The following is a 22,048-nucleotide window of genomic DNA, read 5'->3' on the forward strand; positions in this document are numbered from 1 at the left end:
CCATCATTTGTACGCTGTTAGATATTATATCTGTGTAATCAGCCTGGGTCGAATAGTAGCCACAGATTGCACAGATGCCACAGATTATGTAGGTGCTAAAGCGACATATGTGTAATCTGCATCAACAGAGATTGCGTTTTTCGTAGTATGAAAGATTTTTGGTACAGTACCCATCATTTATACGCTGTTAGATATCATATCTGCGTAATCTGCGTTATCTGTGGATTAAATTCTCACGCTCTGCGCGTGCCGGTTTGCTGCGCGAGCCAGGCCAGCAGCGCCGGCGTGTGCTCGGCATAGTGCTCGTAGGTGTTGTTGGCCAGCGCGCCGTCGATCGTATCGCCCAGCGTGGCGGTGAGCGCGCTCCCCTCCGCGAAATCTTCTTCGCGCAGCGCCGCAACTGCCGCCACCACCGCCCGAAACGACGCTTCCCAGGCGCGCAGCACTTCGCCGGCTGGCGTGGCGGCGTGTGCGGCTACTGCGGCCGCGTTGATTGCGTCGCTGCCGCTGATCGGGTGCTGGTAGCGTTCGCCGCGCCGCGCCGCCGCCAGCTCGTGGAGGGCAAACTGTTCGTGCGCAACGAAGTGCGCCACCACATCGCGCAGCGACCACGCGCCCTGCGCGCCCGGCGCGGCCATCTGCGCCTCGCTGAGCGGCGCAATCAGCTGCCGAAAGGCGTTGTAGCCGGCATGGAGGCGCGCAAGCAGCTCGCGCTTGCCGATTGCTGCGGCCATAGGCTTGCTCCCGCTGAAAGAAGTGTGCTGCAGCAAGACTAGCACAGTTGTGCGAGGGTGGCAAGGGCCGTGCGCTATGCGCGAAGGATCTGTGGTACCTGGCTGTTGATATGTGCGGGCAACTGGGCGCAGACGCGCGGCGAACGCAGATCGGCGGGGCACGGAAGCCATTGGCGCGCGCTGGTTTGCACCTGTCTGCGCCACACCTCGGGCATGCAGAACGAGCGGAAGTGTATGGCGGCGCGGCGCGGGCTGCGCGATAGGTCGGTATTCACCTGCTGGCCTGGCGCGCTTGTGTATCGGTGGGGCAGATTGAGCAAGGCGCGTGCTTCATGCAAGCTTGCCATGCGTGCGAAGCGATGTGGATGCCCGAAATCGAGTCATGCGGGCGCAAGAATGATCGTTGCGATCACACTATTGCGCCTTGTGTGCGCGAGAAGGATATTCGTGATCACAAGATTGCGTCTTGTGTGCGCAAGAAAGATATTCGTGATCACAAGATTGCGCCATGCGTGCGCAAGAAGGAAATTCGCGCACATAATACTATGCCGAGCGCACACAAGATTGCGCCCTGTGTGCGCGAGAAGGATATTCGTGATCACAAGATTGCGCCATGCGTGCGCGAGATCGAAAAGTGCAGGCGCAAAGCCGTAGCATGGCACTTTTGTTCTGCACCAAGCTGCGCCCACGTCGCCATAGGCTCCTGCCGATCAGTGCGTAACGCCGACGGTTGACACGTGGGCTGGGCGCTGCTACGATACCAGTAGCTCCTTGCCCACCATTGGCCCGGCACGCCCAGGCGCTAAGCACCTGGCATGCATCCGCGATCTTGCTGAATAGAACCTGGCCCACTCATGACAATTGCCCAATCCAACTTTCTCAACGACCAAAACCCCGGTGTGATCAACCAGGACGAAATCAACGCCGTGCTTTGGAAAGCCTGCGATACGTTTCGCGGCACGATCGACCCCTCCGAGTACAAGAACTACATCCTGGTTATGCTGTTTCTCAAATACATCAGCGATGTGTGGCGCGAGCATTACGCCTTGCTCAAACAGCAATATGGCGACGACGACCGGCGCATTCGCCGCCAGTTGCAGTACGAGCGCTTTGTGCTGCCCGACGGAAGCGATTATTACACGCTCTACAACCAGCGCAACGAGGCCAACGTCGGTGAGCTGATCAACATCGCGCTTGAGGCGATCGAGGAAGCGAACAAAGAGAAGCTGGAAGGCGTGTTTCGCAATATCGATTTCAACAGCGAAGCCGCGCTGGGCCGCACCAAACAGCGCAACGAACGTTTGAAGCACCTGCTGGAAGACTTTCACGACCCACGGCTGGATATGCGCCCGTCGCGGATCGGCGGGGCGGATGTGATCGGCGATGCGTATGAGTATCTGATCGACCGGTTCGCCAGCGACGCGGGCAAGAAGGCCGGTGAGTTCTATACGCCCGCCGGTGTGTCGCTGCTGCTGGCCCAGCTGCTCGACCCGCAGCCCGGCGAGCGCATGTGCGACCCGGCCTGTGGTTCCGGCTCGCTGCTGATCAAATGCGCGCAGCAGGTCGGCAGCAACGATTACGCGGTGTACGGTCAGGAAGCGAACGGCGCGACGTGGGCGCTGGCGATGATGAATATGTTCCTGCATAACATCAACGTCAGCCGCAACAACATAGCCTGGGGCGACACGCTGCGCGACCCGCACCTCGCCGTGGACAGCCGCACGCTCCAGCGTTTCAACGTGGTGGTGGCGAATCCGCCGTTCTCGCTCGACAAATGGGGTGGCGACAGCGCCGCCGCCGACCGTTTCGGGCGCTTTCATCGCGGCGTGCCGCCCACCAGTAAAGGCGACTACGCGTTTATCAGCCATATGATCGAAACGACCTATCTTGAGCCGACGCAGCACGGGCGCGTGGGCGTGATCGTGCCGCATGGCGTGTTGTTTCGCGGCGGCGCGGAAGGGCGCATTCGCCAGCAGCTGATCGATGAAAACCTGCTCGACGCGGTGATCGGCTTGCCGGAAAACTTATTCTTCGGCACCGGCATTCCGGCTGCCATTCTGCTGTTCCGGCGCGACCGCAGCGACAGCGATGTGCTGTTTATCGACGCGAGCCGCGACTACCGCGAAGGCACGGCGCGCAACTTCCTGCGCGACGAAGACCGCGCCAGGATTCTGGCGACCTATCGCGAGCGGCAGAGCGTGCCGCGCTACGCCCACCGCGCTACCCGCGACGAGATCGCTGGCAACGACTACAACCTGAACATCCCGCGCTATGTCGATACCTTCGAGGCCGAGGAACAGATCGACCTCCACGCCGTCAACGCCGAAATCGCAATGCTGCGCGCCGAACTTGGCGACCTCGAAGGGCAGATGCAGGCATATCTGAAAGAGTTGGGATTGGAATGAGTGATGCGAAGCTTCCAGGAAGCTCGAACTGGTAGGCGATTGAATGTGAAGAGCGTTCAGCTTCCAGGAAGCTGACGACGAAGTTGCGACGATGATACGATGCAAAGCTTCCTGGAAGCTCGAACTGGTAGATGATTAAATGTGGTACGCATCCAGCTTCCAGGAAGCTGGCGATGAAGATGCGCTGCAAAGCTTCCAGGAAGCTCGAACTGGTAGGTGATTGAAGGTGGCACGGCATCCAGCTTCCAAGAAGCTGGCGATGATGCTGGCGACGATGCGGCGTTGCGGAGCTTCCTGGAAGCTCGAACTGGTAGGCGGTTGAAGATGGTGTGCGTTCAGCTTCCAGGAAGCTGACGACGATGATGCGATGGGAGCTTCCTGGAAGCTCGAACTGGTACGCGATTGAACGTGGTAATGCATCCAGCTTCCAGGAAGCTGGCGACGATGATACGATGCGAAGCTTCCAGGAAGCTCGAACTGGTACGCGATTGAACGTGAGTGGCTTCAAGCTTCCAGGAAGCTGGCGACGATGATGCGATGAAGATGCGCTGCGAAGCTTCCTGGAAGCTCGAACTGGTACGCGATTGAACGTGAGTGGCTTCAAGCTTCCAGGAAGCTGGCGACGATGATGCGATGCGTAGCTTCCTGGAAGCTTGGGCTGGTACGCGATTGAATGTGGTACGCATCCAGCTTCCAGGAAGCTGGCGATGAAAATGCGTTGCGAAGCTTCCTGGAAGCTCGAACTGGTAGATGATTAAATGTGGTACGCATCCAGCTTCCAGGAAGCTGGCGATGACGCTGGCGACGATGATGCGTTGCGGAGCTTCCTGGAAGCTTGGGCTGGTACGCGATTGAATGTGGTACGCATCCAGCTTCCAGGAAGCTAGCGATGAAAATGCGTTGCGAAGCTTCCTGGAAGCTCGAACTGGTACGCGATTGAACGTGAGTGGCTTCAAGCTTCCAGGAAGCTGGCGACGATGATGCGATGCGTAGCTTCCTGGAAGCTTGGGCTGGTACGCGATTGAATGTGGTACGCATCCAGCTTCCAGGAAGCTAGCGACGACGGGCGACGATGATGCGTTGCAAAGCTTCCTGGAAGCTTGGGCTGGTACGCGATTGAGAGAAGATGGCATTCAGCTTCCAGGAAGCTGGCGATGAAGATGACGCTGCGGAGCTTCCTGGAAGCTCGAACTGGTACGCGATTGAACGTGAGTGGCTTCAAGCTTCCAGGAAGCTGGCGACGACGGGCGACGATGATGCGTTGCGAAGCTTCCTGGAAGCTTGGGCTGGTACGCGATTGAATGTGGTAGGCATCCAGCTTCCAGGAAGCTGGCAATGAATAACGCTGAAACGCAGCGCGCCCGAAGCGCAGATACAGGCGTATTTGAAGGAATTGGGGCTGGAATGAGCGATGCCTGGAAACAATATAGGTTCAGAGATATCCTTGCTGAAATCCAAAATGGTTTATATAAATCTGCGGAGTTTTATGGCCACGGAAAATCATTCATTCGGATGTACAATTTAAGTAGTACATCATGGAAGCTAAATACTGAATCGCTTGCTCAAGTATGCGCCGATGACAGCGAAGTTAACAGTTTTTCGTTAAAACGAAGCGATATCCTGATAAATCGAGTAAATAGTGTAGAATTACTCGGGAAAGTTGGCCTAGTTGATGAGACATTAGAGGGCTTGCTTTTTGAAAATATGCTGATTCGACTCCGATGTAGAGATCAAGTGCATCCACATTTCCTCGTGCAGTACATGCTCACAAGTAATTTCCGAAGGCAAGTGAGAAAGGCAGCAAAACGGGCAGGAGGCCAAGCGTCTATAAGTTCGGAAGATATTCGCAATTTCCGTGTTGATCTCCCACCCCTCGCCGAGCAGCGCAAGATCGCCGGCATCCTCGGCACGTGGGACGCAGCGATCGACCGCGCGGAACGCCTCGTCGCGGCGCTGAAGGCGCGGAAGAAGGCGCTGATGCAGCGGCTGCTGACGGGCGCGGTGCGGTTTCCGGGGTTCGGCGAACCTGGCACGAACGGCAGTCTGCCATATGGATGGCAAGAATTTCGACTTGATCAGATTTTCAAACGCGTTCAACGTCCTGCTTCTGAACCTGAACATGTCCTGAGCATCACGGCAAAAGTGGGCTTCGTCGATCAGGCTGCGAAATTTGGCCGGATCATTGCCGGGAAAACTCTCGAACGTTACACGCTCTTGCGGAAGGGTGAATTCGCTTATAACAAAGGCAATTCCGGTAGCTACCCACAAGGGTGCATTTATCGACTAGAAGAATTTGACGAGGGTGCGGTCCCAAATGTTTACTATTGCTTCACCCCTAAGCGAGCCGATGTCGATATCGATTTCTACAAATTCTATTTTGAGAGTGGGGCGCTCAACCGCCAACTAAGTCGCTTGATCAACAGCGGTGTCAGAAATGACGGGCTTCTCAATCTTTCTGCGGAAGAATTTTTTGGAGTAAAGGTTTTTATGCCCCCGCTCGTAGAACAGGCGAAAATCGCGAGTATGTTGACGTGTGCTGATAACGAAATTGGTGTTGCAAGTAAGAACTTGACCGCGCTACGAGCACAAAAACGCGGCCTGATGCAGCGGCTGCTGACCGGCGAGGTGCGCGTTGCGGTCGATGGGTGAGCGATGGGGAGCTTCCTGGAAGCTTGGGCTGGTACGCGATTGAATGTGAGAAGCATCCAGCTTCCAGGAAGCTGGCGATGACGCTGGCGACGATGGCGCTGGGGAGCTTCCTGGAAGCTGGGCTGGTAGGCGGTTGAATGTGAGAAGCGTTCAGCTTCCAGGAAGCTGGCGATGACGCTGGCGATGGGTGAGCGATGGGGAGCTTCCTGGAAGCTGGGCTGGTAGGTGATTGAAGGTGAGGAGCGCTCAGCTTCCTGGAAGCTGGGGACGATGGCGCTGGGGACGATGGCGCTGGGGAGCTTCCTGGAAGCTGGGCTGGTAGGTGATTGAAGGTGAGAAGCGTTCAGCTTCCAGGAAGCTGGCGACGATGACGCTGGCGATGGGTGAGCGATGGGGAGCTTCCTGGAAGCTGGGCTGGTAGGTGATTGAAGGTGAGAAGCGTTCAGCTTCCAGGAAGCTGGCGACGATGACGCTGGCGATGGGTGAGCGATGGGGAGCTTCCTGGAAGCTGGGCTGGTAGGCGATTGAATGCAGGTGACGTTCAGCTTCCAGGAAGCTGGCGACGATGACGCTGGCGACGATGGCGCTGGGGAGCTTCCTGGAAGCTGGGCTGGTAGGTGATTGAATGCAGGTGACGTTCAGCTTCCAGGAAGCTGGCGATGAAGCTGGCGACGATGATGCGACGATGATACGATGCAAAGCTTCCTGGAAGCTGGGCTGGTAGGCGATTGAATGCAGGTAGCATTCAGCTTCCAGGAAGCTGGCGATGAAGCTGGCGACGATGATGCGACGATGATACGATGCAAAGCTTCCTGGAAGCTGGGCTGGTAGGCGATTGAATGCAGGTAGCATTCAGCTTCCAGGAAACTGGCCATGAGAGGCGATGCAAAGCTTCCTGGAAGCTGGGCTGGTAGGCGGTTGAAGGTGAGAAGCGTTCAGCTTCCAGGAAGCTGGCGATGACGCTGGCGACGATGGCGCTGGGGAGCTTCCTGGAAGCTGGGCTGGTAGGTGATTGAAGGTGAGAAGCGTTCAGCTTCCTGGAAGCTGGCGACGATGGCGCTGGGGAGTGAGGTAGGCCATGGCACGGCGTGACATCTCGTTCGTCCACGGTGGTCTTTACCACATCTATAATCGTGGCGCTCGGCGCGTGTCGATCTTTCGCGAGGCGCGCAATTACGACTATGTCACGCGAGTAATGGTGCAGGTTGCTAAAGAATGCCAGCTTACAATTGTGGCATATTGTTTATTACCGAACCATTATCACTGGCTGGTGCAGCAAGATGGAGACATAGCGGCAGCTATGCTTCCCCGCCGCGTGTTTGGTAGCTATAGCCAGGCGTATAACCGAACCTATCGCGAAAGCGGCACGCTATTCCAAGGGCCATTTTCAGCACGTGCTGTTGACGCGGACGACTACATGCGCCACCTGTGTCGCTACATCCACGCAAATCCAGTGAGGCATGGAATTGTCGATTCACCGGGCGAGTGGCCGCACTCGGACTATAACGAGTGGATTTCGCCAAGTACAGATACCAGATTAGCGTTTGTACAATCGTGGTTTGGTTCGCCAGAGCAGTATGTGGAATTTGTTGCCGAGTATATTGACCATAGTGCGCGAATCAGCAGTGAATTGTTGCGCTTTGACATGGTTTCAGGCAGACCAAGCCAGCTTTACAGTCTTTCCCTGCCTGCTGACAGACAAACTCCCTAGTGGTATGGTTGAAGGGCCAACCACAACCAATCACTAGGGAGAACCCAATGGGTCGCACACATCCTAGCACGCCCGAGATGCGTGCACAATCCGCAGCGCTGCTGCTGGCACATCAAGGCGAGTATGGTATCGTGACACGCCTCAGCCGCATACATCACGTCTCGCGCCCGACCTTGTATGCTTGGCGCGAGCACGCCCGACGCGCCATCACGGCTGCCTTTTCGCCGCCGTCTGCTCACGCGCCTGCCCGCTCCAGCGCTCGCCACATTCTGACGCTGTGGATCGCGCATGCCTCTCAGCGTGGCATTCAAGCCGCGACCCAGGAATTGCTCGGACAGGGCCTCAGTTTGCCCACCATCGTCGCAGTCCTGCACCAGGCTCAGCAGCGCGCTCTGACCTGGATGCACACGCACCTTCCTTCTTCCACTCGCGCCTTGGCGCTCGACGAAATCTTTCCCGCTCACGGTCGAGCCGCCTATCTGAACGTGGTCGATGTGCACAGCGGCGCAGTTTGGGCCTCTGAAGGACCGCTGGCGGTCGATACCGAGAGTTGGACCTTGCTGTTGTGGAGCTTGCAGGAGCGTGGCCTGCGATGGGAGCGGGTTGTGATGGACGATGGCGCACCCATGCACAGTGCCTGCCAGCACGTCACGCCCGATGTGCTGGTGCAACTCGACCACTGGCATCTGTTCCAAGCCTGCTCGCTGGTGCAGGCTCGCCTGCAGCGCCGCCTGAGCCAGATGCACGCGCGTACAGCGGCAGTTGAGCGCCAAGCTGCCTGCCTCGAGCTTGGGACACGTCAGCGCGGTCGGCCGACCAAGCGCACGCTTGAGAGCCACAGCCAGGAATTGGCGGCAGCGACCGATGGTGTCGCTGCGCTGGCCTATTTGACCGACGAGTTGCATCGATTGCTGGCGGTGGTGGTGGTCGGGCGCAAGCGGTTGCTGAGCTTGGCCGAGCGGCAAGACGAACTGGACGCGCTGCTGAGCTTGTTGGACGAATTGGCAGAAAGCAGCGCGGGAGAGCAGCAGGCCGAACTGGGGCGCCTGGCGCGCCGCATTCGGAGGCAAATGCCAAAGCTGCTGAGTTTTGGTGCCCAGGTGCAGCAGGTGCAGCAGGAGCTGAGTGGAGTGCTGGCAGCCGAGCGGCAAGCGCTGCTGGGATGGGCTTGGCTGAGGCGGAAGGAATTGGCGTGGACCGATGCGGAGGTGATAGCGGCGGTGCCAGTGGACTGGCGTGCGGCGGCGCGAGTGCTGCTGACAGCCTGGCAGGAGGCGGTGCAGGTTTCGAGCGCGGTGGAGCGGTGGCATAGCATCCTGCGCCCACATCTGGCGGTGCGGCGAAGGCTGACAAACGGTATGCTGGCGTTGCTGGCAGTTTGGCACAACCATCGTGTGTTTACTCGTGGGAAGCATAAAGGTCAGAGCCCGCTGCATCTGAGCGGGATGCGCGATGCGCCGACTGACTGGCTGGTGGCATTAGGCTATCCACCAGCCAGCACGGAGCATTCACCAGCGCATCTGATGCCTGAGTGGACGCTGGCCGCCTAATCACAAACTGTAAAGTACCTACAAACCATGTCTTTGAGAAAGATTTGGAAGGATAACCTCGGTTGCAATGAAAACGCTGCGGAGTTTCCTGGAAGCTTGGGCTGGTAGGTGATTGAAGGTGAGAAGCGTTCAGCTTCCTGGAAGCTGGCGATGAAGCTGGCGACGAAGGCGCTGCGGAGTTTCCTGGAAGCTTGGGCTGGTAGGCGGTTGAAGGTGAGAAGCATTCAGCTTCCTGGAAGCTGGCGACGATGGCGCTGCGGAGCTTCCTGGAAGCTTGGGCTGGTAGGCGGTTGAAGGTGAGAAGCATTCAGCTTCCAGGAAGCTGGCGACGAAGGCGCTGGGGAGCTTCCTGGAAGCTGGGCTGGTAGGCGGTTGAAGGTGAGAAGCATTCAGCTTCCAGGAAGCTGGCGACGAAGGCGCTGGGGAGCTTCCTGGAAGCTTGGGCTGGTAGGCGGTTGAATGCAGGTGGCGTCCAGCTTCCAGGAAGCTGGCGATGATACCGCTGCGAAGCTTCCTGGAAGCTTAAGCTGGTAGGCGATTGAAGGTGAGAGGCGTTCAGCTTCCTGGAAGCTGGCGACGCTGGCGATGAATACCGCTGCGGAGCTTCCAGGAAGCTTAAGCTGGTAGGCGATTGAAGGTGAGAGGCGTTCAGCTTCCTGGAAGCTGGCAACGATGACGCGATGGTGAGGCGTTGCGGAGCTTCCTTACATTATCAATTCATACTATTATTGAAAGCAATCAGGTATAATCTGGGCAATCGTTACGCCTTCAGGAGCGGCTCAATTCGGCAAACGAAGGGAAGCACGAAAGGCGCCACCGTGACACTCGCCCCACAGCATACCCAGCTGCCAAGCTTCGATGCCGTTTGTGCAACGCTCGCCGCGCATCGCGCCGACCTCGCCAAGCGCTACCACCTGAGCGAGCTGGGCGTGTTCGGTTCGTTTGCGCGCGGCGAACAGCAGCCCGGCAGCGATATCGATGTGCTTGTGGATTTTGAAACGACACCAAGCCTTTTTGCGCTGATCGCGCTTGAAGATGAACTGCACAGCCTGCTTGGCCTTCCAGTCGATCTTGCTGTGAAAAGCGCGCTGCGCCCCCACGTTGGCGCGCATATCTTACGCGAGGTCGTGCCAGTATGAGTGCAGCGCGAACCTACCTCGATTATCTCGATGATATCCTGGGCGCCATCGACGATTGCTCTGCGTTTATTCAGGGCATGGACGAAGCGGCATTCCGCGCCGACCGCCGAACCGTCTATGCCGTTACGCGGGCGCTTGAAATCATAGGCGAAGCCACCAAACGCATTCCGCCCGATATCCAGGCGCGCTATCCGGATGTTCCCTGGCGCTTTATGGCTCGCCTGCGCGATCGCATCATTCATGGCTACGACACGGTTGACTCAGCCATTGTTTGGCAGACACTCACCACCGACATTCCGCCAACGCGCAGCTTGGTTCAGTATGCCATAGCACAGGAGCGGCGCGCAAGCCAGCCATAGCCGAGGTCGCATGCCATCGACGAACACCTACGCCGAAGAAATCAGCTCACAAATTCCCGCCGTTCAGCTTCTGATCGCGCTCGGCTGGCAGTATCTCACACCGGATGAGGCGGTGCGCCTGCGCGGCGGCAAAGAGTCGAACGTCGTGCTGACGGGCGTGCTCGAACCGTGGCTGCGCGACCACAACGACATCAGCTACAAAGGCCAGCGCCACGCCTTCAGCGACGCCAGCATCCGCGAAGCTGTCGAGCGGCTGGTCAACGAGCCACTGCAAAGCCTGATCGTCACCAATGAACGCTTGTACGAGCTGCTCACGCTCGGCACCAGCCTGACACAGACCATCAGCGGCGACCGCAAAAGCTATTCGCTCCACTACATCGACTGGCAGCACCCCGAACAGAACGTCTTCCACGTCACCGAAGAGTTTGTGGTCGAACGCCAGGGCAGCCACAGCACCCGCCGCCCCGACATTGTGCTGTTCGTCAACGGCATTCCCTTCGCCGTGATTGAATGCAAGCGCCCCGACCTCAACCTCGGTGGCGACAAGCCGGTGGTCGAAGCCATCAGCCAGATGATCCGCAACCAGAACAGCGACGAAATCCCGCACCTGTTCCTCACCACGCAGCTGCTGCTTGCGCTCAGCGGCAACGACGCGCTGTATGCCACCACCGGCACGAAAAAAGAGTTCTGGGCGGGCTGGCGCGAAGAAGGTGCAACCGACAACGCTGTTCACACATTGATCAACACGCCGCTCGCTGCGATCGTGCAGGATGCGCTGTATGGCTGGCGGCAGTATGGCCATCTTGCGCGCCAGTATTTTGCCACCCTCGGCGACCGCTTGCCAACCGAGCAAGACCGGTTGGTGTATGCGCTGCTGCGACCGGCGCGCCTGCTCGAACTGGCGTATCAGTACATCGTTTTCGACAATGGCATCAAGAAAATTGCCCGCTACCAGCAGTATTTCGCCATTCGCGCAACGATCAATCGGGTCGCGCACCTGAACGCGCAGGGCACGCGCACCGGCGGCGTGATCTGGCACACCACTGGCAGCGGCAAATCGCTCACAATGGTGATGCTGGCCAAAGCGTTGGCACTGCACCCCGCCATCAGCAACCCACGCATCGTGCTCGTCACCGACCGCGTCGACCTCGACGACCAGCTCTGGCGTACCTTCGACCATTGTGGAAAGCCGGTGGCGAAAGCCAATGACGGCAAACACCTGGTGCGGCTGGTGAAGAACAAGCTGAACGCGGGTGAAAAGCGGGTCGACATCATCACCACCGTGATCAACAAATTCGAGCAGGCCGCGCGCCAGAAGGTGACGGAGAAAGGCCACAACATCTTCGTGCTGGTGGACGAAAGCCACCGCAGCCAGTACGGCGCGATGCACGCCAAGATGCAGCAGGTCTTTCCGAATGCCTGCTTCATCGGCTTCACCGGCACGCCGCTTACGCGCGCCGAGAAATCCACCACCGAGAAGTTCGGCGGCTTTATTCACAAATATCCCATTCGCCAGGCGGTAGCCGATCATGCCGTCGTGCCGCTGCTGTACGAAGGGCGTATTGTCGAGCAGGATGTTGATAAGCAACAGCTTGAACTGTGGTTCGAGCGTGCCACGCGCTACCTGACCGACGAGCAAAAGGCCGATCTCAAGCGCAAAATGAGCCACAGCGAGGCGATCAATGCCACCGAGCAGCGCATCAGGGAAATAGCGTATAACATTGCCCTGCACTACCAGGAAACATGTAAGAACGATGGATGGAAAGGGCAGGTCGCCTGTGCATCCAAGCGTACTGCGCTGAAATACTGGCGCTATCTGCGCGAAAATGGCATCGACGCCGAGCTGGTGATCTCGCCGCCCGACACGCGCGAAGGCCACAGCGAAGTGGATGAAGAAGCGCCCGAAGTTCAGCGTTTCTGGAAACAGATGCTCGACCGCTTCGGCAGTGAGGACGCTTATAACAAAGAACTGATCAGCTCGTTTGCACGCCCCGACGGCACCGAAATCCTCGTTGTGGTCGACAAACTGCTGACTGGCTTCGACGAGCCGCGCAATCGCGTGCTGTATATCGACAAGCCGCTGAAAGAACACACGCTGCTCCAGGCGATTGCGCGCGTCAACCGCATCGCCGAGCACAAGGATAATGGCTATATCATCGACTATCGCGGCGTGCTGGGCGAGCTGAACGACGCAATGAACCTGTACGACGCGCTGGCCGAATACGACGCCGAAGACGTGGCCGGAACCCTCACCGATATCAGCGCCGAGATCGCGCGCCTGCCGCAGGTGCATTCCGATGTCTGGGCGATCTTCACCGGCATCGCCAACCAGCGCGACCGGGAAGCGTTGGAACGGCACCTGGAAGACGAAGACCGCCGCCAGCACTTCTACGAGGCGCTGACCGAGTTCGTGCGGGTGCTGAAAGTCGCGCTCTCGTCGGTTCAATTCTACGAAACCACGCCCGAATCCCGCGTCAACACCTACAAGAACGATCTGCGCTTCTTCCACCAGCTGCGCCAGTCGGTCAAAGTGCGCTACGCCGAAGCCATTGAATATGGCGACTACGAAGAAAAAGTTCGCAAGCTGATGGACGAGCATATTCGCGCCACCGGCACGAATGTCATCACGCAGCTGGTGAATGTGTTCGACGTCGACCAGTTCGATGCCGAAGTTGCGCGGCTCGACACGCCCACCGCCAAAGCCGACACCATTCTCAACCGGATGAAGCGCACCATCACCGAGCGCATGGACGAAGATCCGGCATTTTACCGCCGCTTCTCAGAGCTGATCGAGGAAACGATCAATGCCTATCGTCAGGGACGGATCGATCAGGTAGAATACATGCGCCGCGCCCAGGAAGCACTCGGCCAGATGCGCTTGGGCGAGCATCGCGGCCAGCCGGCACAGCTTGCGCGCTACCAGCACGCATCGGCGTACTACGGCGCGATTCATGAGCAGTTGGCGACATTTGGTCTGAGCGACGAGCGGATTGCCGATGTTGCCATTCAGCAGGAAGCCATCATTGAGCAGAACAAAGTGACTGATTGGGCCAGTAACCTCGATGTGCAGAAGAAGATCAAGCGCCAGCTCGACCATCATTTCTATGATCTCGAAAAGGAAGCTGGCGCGCAGTTCGATCTCGATCAGGTTGACGCAATGATTGATCAGCTTGTCGAGATTGCCAAAGCAAGGAATAGCCGCAATTCATGAGCGAGCAAACGTACCACGTACAGTACGGCGCGACGACCATCCACTACACCCTGACCTACGCCCATCGCAAAACACTGGCTATCAGCGTCGCCCCCGACCTCAGCGTGCTGGTGAGCGCGCCCGAGCACACCCCCCGCGACGATATCGAGGCGCGCATTCGCAAGCGCGCGCCGTGGATCTTGCGCCAGCAGCGCGAGTTAGAGCGCTACCTGCCACAACAGCCGCCGCGCCAGTTTGTAAGTGGTGAAACGCATCGCTACCTGGGGCGGCAGTACCGGCTGAAGGTGACCGAAGGGACCAATGAAGCGGTCAAGCTCGCACGCGGCTGGCTCCATGTCTGCACCGAGCGCCCAAAAGACACAGCGCATATCAAAGCACTGGTTGACGCGTGGTATATGCAGCAGGCCGAGCGTGTGTTTCATGAGCGGCTCCAGGCCATGCTGCCGCGCTTTGCGCATCTTGGCGTGGCCGAGCCAAAGGTGGTGATAAAATCTCTTGCGGCGCGGTGGGGGAGTTGCCACGGCAGCGGAACGATCACGCTCAACGTGCGGCTGATGCAGGTGCCGAAGCAATACATCGACTACGTCATTATTCACGAGCTGGCGCACCTGGTCGAGCACAACCACAGCAGTCGCTTCTACGCCCTGCTCAGTCGCGTCATGCCCGATTGGCCCGAGCGGAGACGGCAGTTAAATGAGGTGGCGTTGCCGTAAGCTTTCTGGAAGCTGGCGAGAAAGATGCACTGCGGAGCTTCCAGGAAGATCGGGCTGGTGAGCGGTTGAATGTGGTACGGCGTTCAGCTTCCAGGAAGCTGGCGAGGAAGATGCACTGCGGAGCTTCCAGGAAGCTCGGGCTGGTGAGCGGTTGAATGTGGTACGGCGTTCAGCTTCCAGGAAGCTGGCGAGGAAGATGCACTGCGGAGCTTCCAGGAAGCTCGGGCTGGTGAGCGGTTGAATGTGGTACGGCGTTCAGCTTCCAGGAAGCTGGCGAGGAAGATACACTGCGGAGCTTCCTGGAAGCTCGGGCTGGTAAGCGGTTGAATGTGGTACGGCGTTCAGCTTCCAGGAAGCTGGCGAGGAAGATACACTGCGGAGCTTCCAGGAAGCTCGGGCTGGTGAGCGGTTGAATGTGGTACGGCGTTCAGCTTCCAGGAAGCTGGCGATGGCAAACAAAACGGGCAGGATCGCCGATCCTGCCCGTTTCTGACTACTGATGCCTGACCCCTGACCCCCGCCTAAATATCCAGGTTCCGCACTTCCGAGGCGTGCGTCTGGATGAAGCGCTTGCGCGGCGGCACCATATCGCCCATCAGCATGGTGAAGGTCTCGTCGGCGGCCTGCGCGTCTTCCAGCGTCACCTGGCCCATCGTGCGGTTCAGCGGGTTCATCGTCGTTTCCCACAGCTGCTCGGGGTTCATCTCGCCCAGACCCTTGTAGCGCTGAATGTGTGCCCTGTCGCGCACTTCCTTGGCCAGTGTAGTCAGGTAGCTGTCGCGCTCGGCGTCGGAGTACACATACTTCAGCTCTTTGCCGTGCTTGATGCTGAACAGCGGCGGCTGCGCGATGTACAGGTGGCCGTTGGTGATGATCGGCCGCATATAGCGGAAGAAGAACGTCAGCAGCAGCGTGCGAATATGCGCGCCGTCCACGTCGGCGTCGGTCATGATCACAATGCGGTGATAGCGCAGCTTGGCCGGGTCGAACTGCTCGCCCACGCTCGCGCCAATCGCGGTGATCAGCGTGCGCACTTCATTGTTCGAAAGCATTTTGTCGAGGCGGCTTTTTTCGACGTTCAGGATCTTACCGCGCAGCGGCAGGATGGCCTGAAAGCGCCGGTCGCGGCCCTGCTTGGCGCTGCCACCGGCCGAGTCGCCCTCGACGATGTAGATCTCGCAGCGCGCCGGGTTGGTGTCCGAGCAGTCGGCCAGCTTGCCCGGCAGCGAGAAGCCTTCCATCGCGCTCTTGCGCGCCGTCTCGCGCACTTTCTGCACGGCCAGGCGCGTGCGCGCCGCCGAGATGGTTTTTTCGATGATGCGCTTGGCGTCGCCGGGGTTTTCTTCCAGCCAGGTGTTGAAGGCATCGCCAAACACCGACGACACCGCGCTGGTTGCCTCGGGACTCACCAGCTTCTCTTTGGTCTGCGAGCTGAACTGCGGGTCTTGCAGCTTGACGCTGATCACCGCCGTCAAACCCTCGCGCACGTCATCGCCGGTCAGGTTGGCTTCGTTTTCCTTCAGCAGGTTTTTGCTGCGGGCGTAGCTGTTCACCACGCGGGTCAGCGCGTTGCGGAAGCCCGTCAGGTGCGCGCCGCCGTCGGTGTTGTTGATGTTGTTGGCAAAGGTGTAGATCGAGTCAGTGTCATACGCTTCGGTGTACTGCAAGGCCACTTCCACCGCCACGCCATTCGAGTCGCGCTCGACATAGAAGGGCGTTTTGTGCAGCACGTTCTTCTCTTTGTTCAGGTGGCGCACGTAGGAGCGGATGCCGCCTTCAAAGTAGAAGTTCACCTCGTTGCCGTCGCGCTGGTCGGCGATATGGAAGCGCAGGCCTTTGGTCAGGTAGGCCATTTCGCGGAAGCGCTGCACCAGCGCGCGGAAGCTGTAGTCCAGCCCATCGCGGAAGATCGTCACGTCGGGCATGAAGTTCACGGCAGTGCCGCGCCCTTCCGTCTTTGCAACGGCCTTCACAGGGCCTTGCGGCTTGCCAGTCAGGTATTCCTGCCGCCAGACCTTGCCGCCGGTTTGCACTTCGATGTTCATCCAGGTCGACAGCGCGTTCACCACGCTCAGGCCCACGCCGTGCAAACCCGACGAAACTTTGTACGAGTCGGAGTCGAACTTGCCGCCGGCATGCAGCACGGTTGCGGCCAGCTCCAGGCCCGAAACCTTCTTGGTCGGGTGGATGTCGACCGGAATGCCACGGCCATTGTCGCGCACCGTCACCGAGCAGTCGGCATGAATAACGATGTCGATGCGGTCGGCATAGCCCGCCAGCGCCTCGTCCACCGAGTTATCGACGACCTCGCGGATCATGTGATGCAGGCCGTTTATATCGGTCGGGCCGATATACATGCCCGGCCGTTTGCGCACCGCCTCAAGGCCCTCGAGCACCTGAATGCGGCTTGCGGTATAGTCGTTGTTCTGGCTAGTTGCTTTTGTCTCTGTCGTCATGAATTTGTTCTCACTCTTGTTCTTGGGCAGAAGACAGGAGTCAGAAGTCAGAAATCAGAATAGCGCTGTTCTTAGTATTCAAAGCGAATACAAAGTGTTTCGCCGAACTATTCTGAATACTGACTCCTGAATACTGACTCCTGCTTTTCAATTTCTCGCCCGAAGCCCCTGTGGATTTGGCGCGCTCTGCCAGCGGCGCAGCCGCTCGCGGTAGAAAGCCATGCGCGCCGCCATCAGCCCGCTGCCGATATAGGCACTGCCGATAATCGCAATGGTCAGGCCGATGGTGGAGTTCACCAGCGCATGCCAGATCACGCCGCTGCCGAGGCGAATAAGGAGCGTGATCGCCAGAAAGCCCAACGTCGCCCACAGGTTGCGGCGCACAACGTTGAAGCTTGTATAGATAGCGCGAAGCGGCCCTAAGCCGCTGATGACGATGCCCTCGCGCATAAACCCAATGTAGATACTAACCCAGACCGCCAGCCAGTACAGTGCAAACGCCGCCAGCAAGCCAAGCGTCTGGTTCAGGTACAGCAGCAGGGTGATAAAGAACAGCATTGGCAGGCCAATCACCAGCGCGACGCCGAGGAGAATGCCCAGCGCGGCCAGCAGAAACAGCGCAATGCGTGGCGCGCGGCGCAGCCCCATCAGCGGCGATTGGTCGCGCCGCACGGTTGCACCAACCTGCCCAAAGAACACCGCGCTCAGCGCCAGCGCCACAGTGTTGATGACCAGAAAGGCCAGCAACGCGCCGCCGACACTGCCGATCTGAATAACGTCGCCCCGGGTGGTGTCGATCGGGCGCTGAACCTCGGCGGGCGTTGCGGGCAGTTCGCTGCTTGCGTCGGCGCCAACAACAAAGCGTTGCAGCGTTGGCACGTCGTTCAGCAGCGCGAGCTGCTCGCGCACATCTACGCCGCCCATCGCCAGCAAGCGGTCGTAGACCAGCTGGACATCTTCTTGCTGGGCCATGTCGGGCTGAAGGTCGCGCAGCAGATTGACTGTGCCCGTGATGAGCGGGCCAAGCGAGAGCTGCGGGCCAAACCAGAGAAACAGGTTCAGTGCGATGGGAATAAGTACGACCCACAGGCGGCGATTGATCGCGGCATAGCCTTCGCTGATCGAGTCAATCAGGGTCGCATTTTGAGGCTTCGTAACGGTCAACGCGTATCTCCTTCAACGTCTGTATTATACCACAGATTGCGCCGCTTTGGGATGGAATGCGAACAGGTGTTCGTTCATCGGTTGCAGGTTTGCAGGTTTTCAGGTTGCAAGTTTCCGGTTTTCAAGTTTGAAGGTTTTCAAGTTTGAAAGTTACCGCTGCGGGTTGCAAGTTTGCAGGTTGCAGGTCTGGGCGTATAGCAATACGCCCTTCGCGAGTCTGGGCGTATAGCAATACGCCCTTCGCGAGTCTGGGCGTATAGCAATACGCCCTTCGCGAGTCTGGGCGTATAGCAATACGCCCTTCAGCGGTTCTGCGCCCAACCCTGCGTCAACGAGCTATGGGTGTTATAATGCAATCCCAGAATGAAAAGTAAAAAAGGAATGTTTTGGCAATGCTCACCTATGAAAATTTTGTGGCTGTGCTGCTCACAGCAATTGAGCAAACCGAGCTGAATATTGCCTATACTCAAGAGCTTCTCGATACCCACGCACTAGGCCGCAGCCTCAGCATCACCTGCCTGCCCCGTGGCGTCGAAGACGACCGCGCGCCCGAAGAGCCGCCCCTGCGCGCCGTGATCGCGTTTCGCTGGTCGCCCGAGTTTACGGTCTTTTCCCTGCGCGGCGGCCCGCCCGGCGCCTTTGATGGTATTGTCGACGAGCGCATTCTGGCCAGCTCGGCGGGCGTAGGGCTGGAAATCGATGTCACCTATACCCTGCCGCTTGTAGCCGACCCGCTGAGCGACATCAGCTCCCTGCCGCAGATTGCCCACGCCGTGCACCAATTGTATGCAAATGCCGCACCACGCAGCGAAAACCCTGTGCGTGTCGACGTGGCGCTCTCGTTCGCGAACGGGCAGGGCCCGCGCGTCAAGGCGCTGACGATCCACCAGGTGTGGCCAATTGGCGATGCGCTGTTCGATGCCGACCTGCTGAACGATATTTTTGAAGACATGTGCCGCGAGCTGCGCGATGTGCTCGATGCGCTTGGCGAGGTGTATATTCAGGACGTGCGCGACGAACAATCGCCAGCTGCCGAGGTCGATGATCTGCTGGGCGAGCGCCGCTACCTGAAGCCGCCAACGGCGTGAGCGCCAGCCACCTGCGCGCCTGGCATGCAGTTGCAGTGTTGCCTGCGCACCTTTCCCCACCTGCGGCGAGCATTCCACAGCAAGATGCAAGAATGGGATTATGACCAAGCCAACTATCGATCAGGCCGAGTTTCGCCGCACGCTCAACAGCGCCTTCGCGCTTCCTCTCATTGCCCTGGTGCTGCTGGCGGCCGTGCTGCTCTGGCAGGTGAACGCCCTGCTCACCAGCACCCGGCTTGTTGATCATAGCGACCGTGTGCTGACTGATGTGACCGAGGCGCAGCGCCTGCTGATCGACCTTGAAACGGGCGTGCGCGGCTACCTGCTCACTGGCGACGACGATTTTCTCGGCCCGTATGTGGCCGCAAACACGCAGATCGATGGCGTGATCGATAGCCTTTCGAGCATGGTTTCCGATAACCCCGAGCAAACTGCGCGCCTTGAGCAGCTGCAGCCCACCTACCTCAAATGGCGCGATTATGCGACCCAGGTGCTGGCTTTGCGCCGCAGCAATGGCGATTACCTCAGCGTGGTGCGTACCCGCGATGGCAAAAACCTGATGGACCAGATGCGGGCAAACTTGGGCGCGTTTATTCTCACCGAAGAAGCGTTGCGCAACCAGCGCTCGGCAGCAGCGCAGCAGGCCGCCCGCGTGGTGATCTGGTCAAGCATTGGGCTGGCGCTGCTGGTTGGCCTGGGCCTGGCCCTGCTGACGCGCCGCCAGCTCAGCGCGCTTGCCCGCACCTATGGCCAGGCGCTCACTGCCGAGCAGGCCCGCGCCGATGAGGTGGGCGAGCAGCGCGAGCGATTGCGCGTCACGCTTGCCAGCATTGGCGATGCAGTGATGGTCGCCAGCCCCGATGGCAGGCTGACCTTCCTGAACGCAGTGGCCGAAAGCGTCACCGGCTGGGACAACGGCGACGCCGAAGGCCAGCATATGGATACCGTCTTCAATATCATCAATGAGCACACCCGCGCGCCCGCCGTCAACCCCTTCGAGCGGGTGGTGCGCGAAGGCGTGGTGGTGGGCCTGGCCAACCACACCCTGCTGATCCGCCGCGATGGCACCGAGGTGCCGATTGACGATAGCGCCGCGCCGATCAAGGATCGCGACGGGCGCGTGATCGGCGTGGTGCTGGTGTTCCGCGATATCAGCGAGCAGAAACACGCCGAGAATGCGCGCTTCGACCTGAGCCGCGAGATCGAAGCCCAGCGCACCCGCCTCAACAATGTCATCGCAAACGTGCCCGGCGTGGTCTGGGAGGCATGGGGCCAGCCCGACCAGTCCAGCCAGCGTATCGATTTCGTCAGCAATTATGTCGAAACGATGCTTGGCTACACCACCGAAGAATGGCTTTCCACGCCCAACTTCTGGCTGACAATTGTGCATCCCGACGACCGCGTCGACGCGGCTGCCCGCGCCACCGAAACCTTTCGCCGTGGCGAGCCAGGCGTGAATCGCTTCCGCTGGCTCACGCGCAGCGGCGAGGTGCTGTGGGTCGAGTCGCACTCGGTGGTGATGATGGGCGAAGACGGCCAGCCAATGGGCATGCGCGGCGTCACGCTCGACATCTCAGCGCGCATGCATGCCGAGCAGATGCGCGCCCGCGTGGTTGCGCAGCAGCGCTTTCTGCTCGACGCAAGCGCCCTGCTGGCGAGCTCGCTTGAGTATGAACAAATCTTCGAGCAGCTTGCGCGCTGGCTGGTGCCAAACATGGCCGATTGGTGCGCGGTTCATATTCTCGAACCGGATGAAACGGTGCGCCGCCTGACGATTGTGCATGTCGATCCGGCAAAAACCAAGCTGGCCCGCCAGCGCCCCGAGCGCTACTCGCTTCAGCCCGGCGGCCAGCATATTGTCGCGCAGGTGCTGCGTACAAACCAGGCCGAATTCTACCCAACAGTGCCCGACGACCTGCTGACCGAAACCGCGCGCGACGAGCAGCACCTTCAGCTTCTGCGCACGCTCGGCTTCACCTCGTATATGTGCGTGCCGATGACGGCGCGTGGCCGCACACTCGGCACGATCACGCTCGTCACCGCCGACTCGGGCCGCCATTTCGACGAAGCCGACCTTTCGCTGGCGCAGGAGCTCGGCGTGCGCGGCGCGCTGGCAATCGACAATGCGCGCCTGTTCCGCGAAACTCGCGACGCCGTGCGCGCCCGCGACCAGTTCCTTTCCATCGCGTCGCACGAGCTGAAAACGCCGATTACCTCGCTGATCGGCTACGCCGACCTGCTGCTGCGGCGCGCCCAGCGCGACGGCCAGATGCCCGAGCGCGATCAGCGCGCCGTGCGGATCATTGGCGACCAGGCCAGCCGCCTGAATCGCCTGATCGCCGCGCTGCTCGATCTTTCGCGCATCGAAACCGGCCAGCTCAGCATCGAGCGTGGCGAAGTCGCGCTTTCCGCGCTGGTCGACCGGCTGGTGCGCGAAACCCAGGCGACGCTGCAAACCCACCATCAGCTCGTGTGGGAGCTGCCCGACGAACCGCTGACCGTCAGTGGCGACGAGCTGCGCGTCGAGCAGGTGGTGCAAAACCTTATTCAGAACGCGATCAAATACAGCCCGGCCGGCGGCACCATCACCGTGCGGCTTGGCCGCGAAGGCGAGTGGGCGCGGCTGCTGGTGAGCGACGAAGGCATTGGCATCCCCGAGCAGGCGCTGCCGAACCTGTTCAAGCGCTTCTATCGCGCCCCCAACACCGAGGAACACCACATCAGCGGCATGGGCGTGGGCCTGTTTGTGGTGCGTGAAATTGTGCAGCTGCATGGTGGCGATATTCATGTGGAAAGCACCGAAGGAAAGGGCACGACGGTTACGCTCCTGCTGCCGCTGATGACGAGCGCCGAGCTGGGGCAGGCCTAA

18 protein-coding genes are annotated in these 22,048 nt (G+C 59.4%); 12 read left to right on the top strand and 6 right to left on the bottom strand.

Annotated features, from left to right (window positions below; translation table 11 throughout):
• Nucleotides 1-233 precede the first annotated feature (233 nt).
• On the bottom strand, nucleotides 234-734 hold the full coding sequence (locus M1P90_RS26540; RefSeq protein WP_483698622.1) for a DinB family protein: 501 nt from the start codon (nucleotides 732-734) through the stop codon (nucleotides 234-236).
• Nucleotides 735-1,099: 365 nt separating this feature from the next.
• Between M1P90_RS26540 and M1P90_RS26545 the strand changes: the two genes are divergently transcribed.
• Together M1P90_RS26545 and M1P90_RS26550 are read left to right on the top strand one after the other, a co-directional pair.
• The gene (locus tag M1P90_RS26545) at nucleotides 1,100-1,468 is read left to right on the top strand and encodes a hypothetical protein (protein ID WP_483698623.1); all 369 of its coding nucleotides are present in this window, start codon (nucleotides 1,100-1,102) and stop codon (nucleotides 1,466-1,468) included.
• Nucleotides 1,469-1,588: 120 nt separating this feature from the next.
• On the top strand, nucleotides 1,589-3,139 hold the full coding sequence (locus M1P90_RS26550; RefSeq protein ID WP_483698624.1) for a type I restriction-modification system subunit M: 1,551 nt from the start codon (nucleotides 1,589-1,591) through the stop codon (nucleotides 3,137-3,139).
• A gap of 335 nt (nucleotides 3,140-3,474) precedes the next feature.
• Here the strand turns inward: M1P90_RS26550 and M1P90_RS26555 are convergent, their stop codons facing one another.
• On the bottom strand, nucleotides 3,475-4,095 hold the full coding sequence (locus tag M1P90_RS26555; RefSeq protein ID WP_483698625.1) for a hypothetical protein: 621 nt from the start codon (nucleotides 4,093-4,095) through the stop codon (nucleotides 3,475-3,477).
• Nucleotides 4,096-4,265: 170 nt separating this feature from the next.
• Here M1P90_RS26555 and M1P90_RS26560 point away from each other — a divergent pair, with 170 nt between their 5' ends.
• Complete coding sequence (locus tag M1P90_RS26560; RefSeq protein ID WP_483698626.1) at nucleotides 4,266-4,478, top strand: hypothetical protein; 213 nt, start codon at nucleotides 4,266-4,268, stop codon at nucleotides 4,476-4,478.
• The gene (locus tag M1P90_RS26565) at nucleotides 4,475-5,788 is read left to right on the top strand and encodes a restriction endonuclease subunit S (protein ID WP_483698629.1); all 1,314 of its coding nucleotides are present in this window, start codon (nucleotides 4,475-4,477) and stop codon (nucleotides 5,786-5,788) included. The genes M1P90_RS26560 and M1P90_RS26565 overlap by 4 nt, the downstream gene beginning before the upstream one ends.
• Nucleotides 5,789-6,034: 246 nt before the next feature.
• Here the strand turns inward: M1P90_RS26565 and M1P90_RS26570 are convergent, their stop codons facing one another.
• Nucleotides 6,035-6,640, bottom strand: coding sequence for a hypothetical protein (locus M1P90_RS26570; RefSeq protein ID WP_483698630.1), 606 nt, complete (start codon nucleotides 6,638-6,640; stop codon nucleotides 6,035-6,037).
• 226 nt (nucleotides 6,641-6,866) lie between these two features.
• On the opposite strand from M1P90_RS26570, the gene M1P90_RS26575 reads away from it, so the two are divergent.
• Nucleotides 6,867-7,499: an REP-associated tyrosine transposase gene (locus tag M1P90_RS26575; protein ID WP_483698631.1), complete on the top strand. Its 633-nt coding sequence runs from the start codon at nucleotides 6,867-6,869 to the stop codon at nucleotides 7,497-7,499.
• Nucleotides 7,500-7,546: 47 nt separating this feature from the next.
• Entirely contained in the window at nucleotides 7,547-9,049 is a 1,503-nt protein-coding gene (locus M1P90_RS26580) for a hypothetical protein (protein WP_483698632.1), read from the top strand.
• Here the strand turns inward: M1P90_RS26580 and M1P90_RS26585 are convergent.
• Nucleotides 9,046-9,273, bottom strand: coding sequence for a hypothetical protein (locus M1P90_RS26585; protein ID WP_483698633.1), 228 nt, complete (start codon nucleotides 9,271-9,273; stop codon nucleotides 9,046-9,048). The two genes, M1P90_RS26580 and M1P90_RS26585, sit on opposite strands and share 4 nt — an antisense overlap.
• Nucleotides 9,274-9,867: 594 nt before the next feature.
• Here M1P90_RS26585 and M1P90_RS26590 point away from each other — a divergent pair.
• The 4 genes from M1P90_RS26590 to M1P90_RS26605 are packed head-to-tail and all read left to right on the top strand — an operon-like array spanning nucleotide 9,868 to nucleotide 14,471.
• Nucleotides 9,868-10,188, top strand: coding sequence for a nucleotidyltransferase family protein (locus M1P90_RS26590; RefSeq protein ID WP_483698634.1), 321 nt, complete (start codon nucleotides 9,868-9,870; stop codon nucleotides 10,186-10,188).
• Nucleotides 10,185-10,547 carry a HepT-like ribonuclease domain-containing protein gene (locus M1P90_RS26595; RefSeq protein WP_483698635.1) on the top strand — a complete coding sequence of 121 codons (363 nt, stop codon included), beginning with the start codon at nucleotides 10,185-10,187 and terminating at the stop codon, nucleotides 10,545-10,547. Before M1P90_RS26590 ends, M1P90_RS26595 begins: the two co-directional genes overlap by 4 nt.
• 10 nt (nucleotides 10,548-10,557) lie before the next feature.
• A complete protein-coding gene (locus M1P90_RS26600; protein WP_483698636.1) occupies nucleotides 10,558-13,758 on the top strand; it encodes a type I restriction endonuclease subunit R in 3,201 nt (1,066 codons plus the stop codon).
• Nucleotides 13,755-14,471, top strand: a complete 717-nt coding sequence (locus M1P90_RS26605) for a M48 family metallopeptidase (RefSeq protein WP_483698637.1) — start codon at nucleotides 13,755-13,757, stop codon at nucleotides 14,469-14,471. Before M1P90_RS26600 ends, M1P90_RS26605 begins: the two co-directional genes overlap by 4 nt.
• Before the next feature lie 521 nt (nucleotides 14,472-14,992).
• Here the strand turns inward: M1P90_RS26605 and gyrB are convergent.
• Both gyrB and M1P90_RS26615 read right to left on the bottom strand, forming a co-directional pair.
• A complete protein-coding gene (gyrB, locus tag M1P90_RS26610) occupies nucleotides 14,993-16,927 on the bottom strand; it encodes a DNA topoisomerase (ATP-hydrolyzing) subunit B (protein WP_483698638.1) in 1,935 nt (644 codons plus the stop codon).
• A gap of 147 nt (nucleotides 16,928-17,074) precedes the next feature.
• Nucleotides 17,075-18,091, bottom strand: a complete 1,017-nt coding sequence (locus M1P90_RS26615) for a hypothetical protein (protein ID WP_483698639.1) — start codon at nucleotides 18,089-18,091, stop codon at nucleotides 17,075-17,077.
• 392 nt (nucleotides 18,092-18,483) lie between these two features.
• On the opposite strand from M1P90_RS26615, the gene M1P90_RS26620 reads away from it, so the two are divergent.
• Both M1P90_RS26620 and M1P90_RS26625 read left to right on the top strand, forming a co-directional pair.
• A complete protein-coding gene (locus M1P90_RS26620; protein WP_483698640.1) occupies nucleotides 18,484-19,179 on the top strand; it encodes a hypothetical protein in 696 nt (231 codons plus the stop codon).
• A 100-nt stretch (nucleotides 19,180-19,279) separates the two neighbouring features.
• Nucleotides 19,280-22,048 (top strand): CHASE3 domain-containing protein, encoded by a 2,769-nt coding sequence (locus M1P90_RS26625; protein ID WP_483698641.1) that lies wholly within the window; start codon nucleotides 19,280-19,282, stop codon nucleotides 22,046-22,048.

The organism is Kouleothrix sp. 19917 (assembly GCF_057073505.1).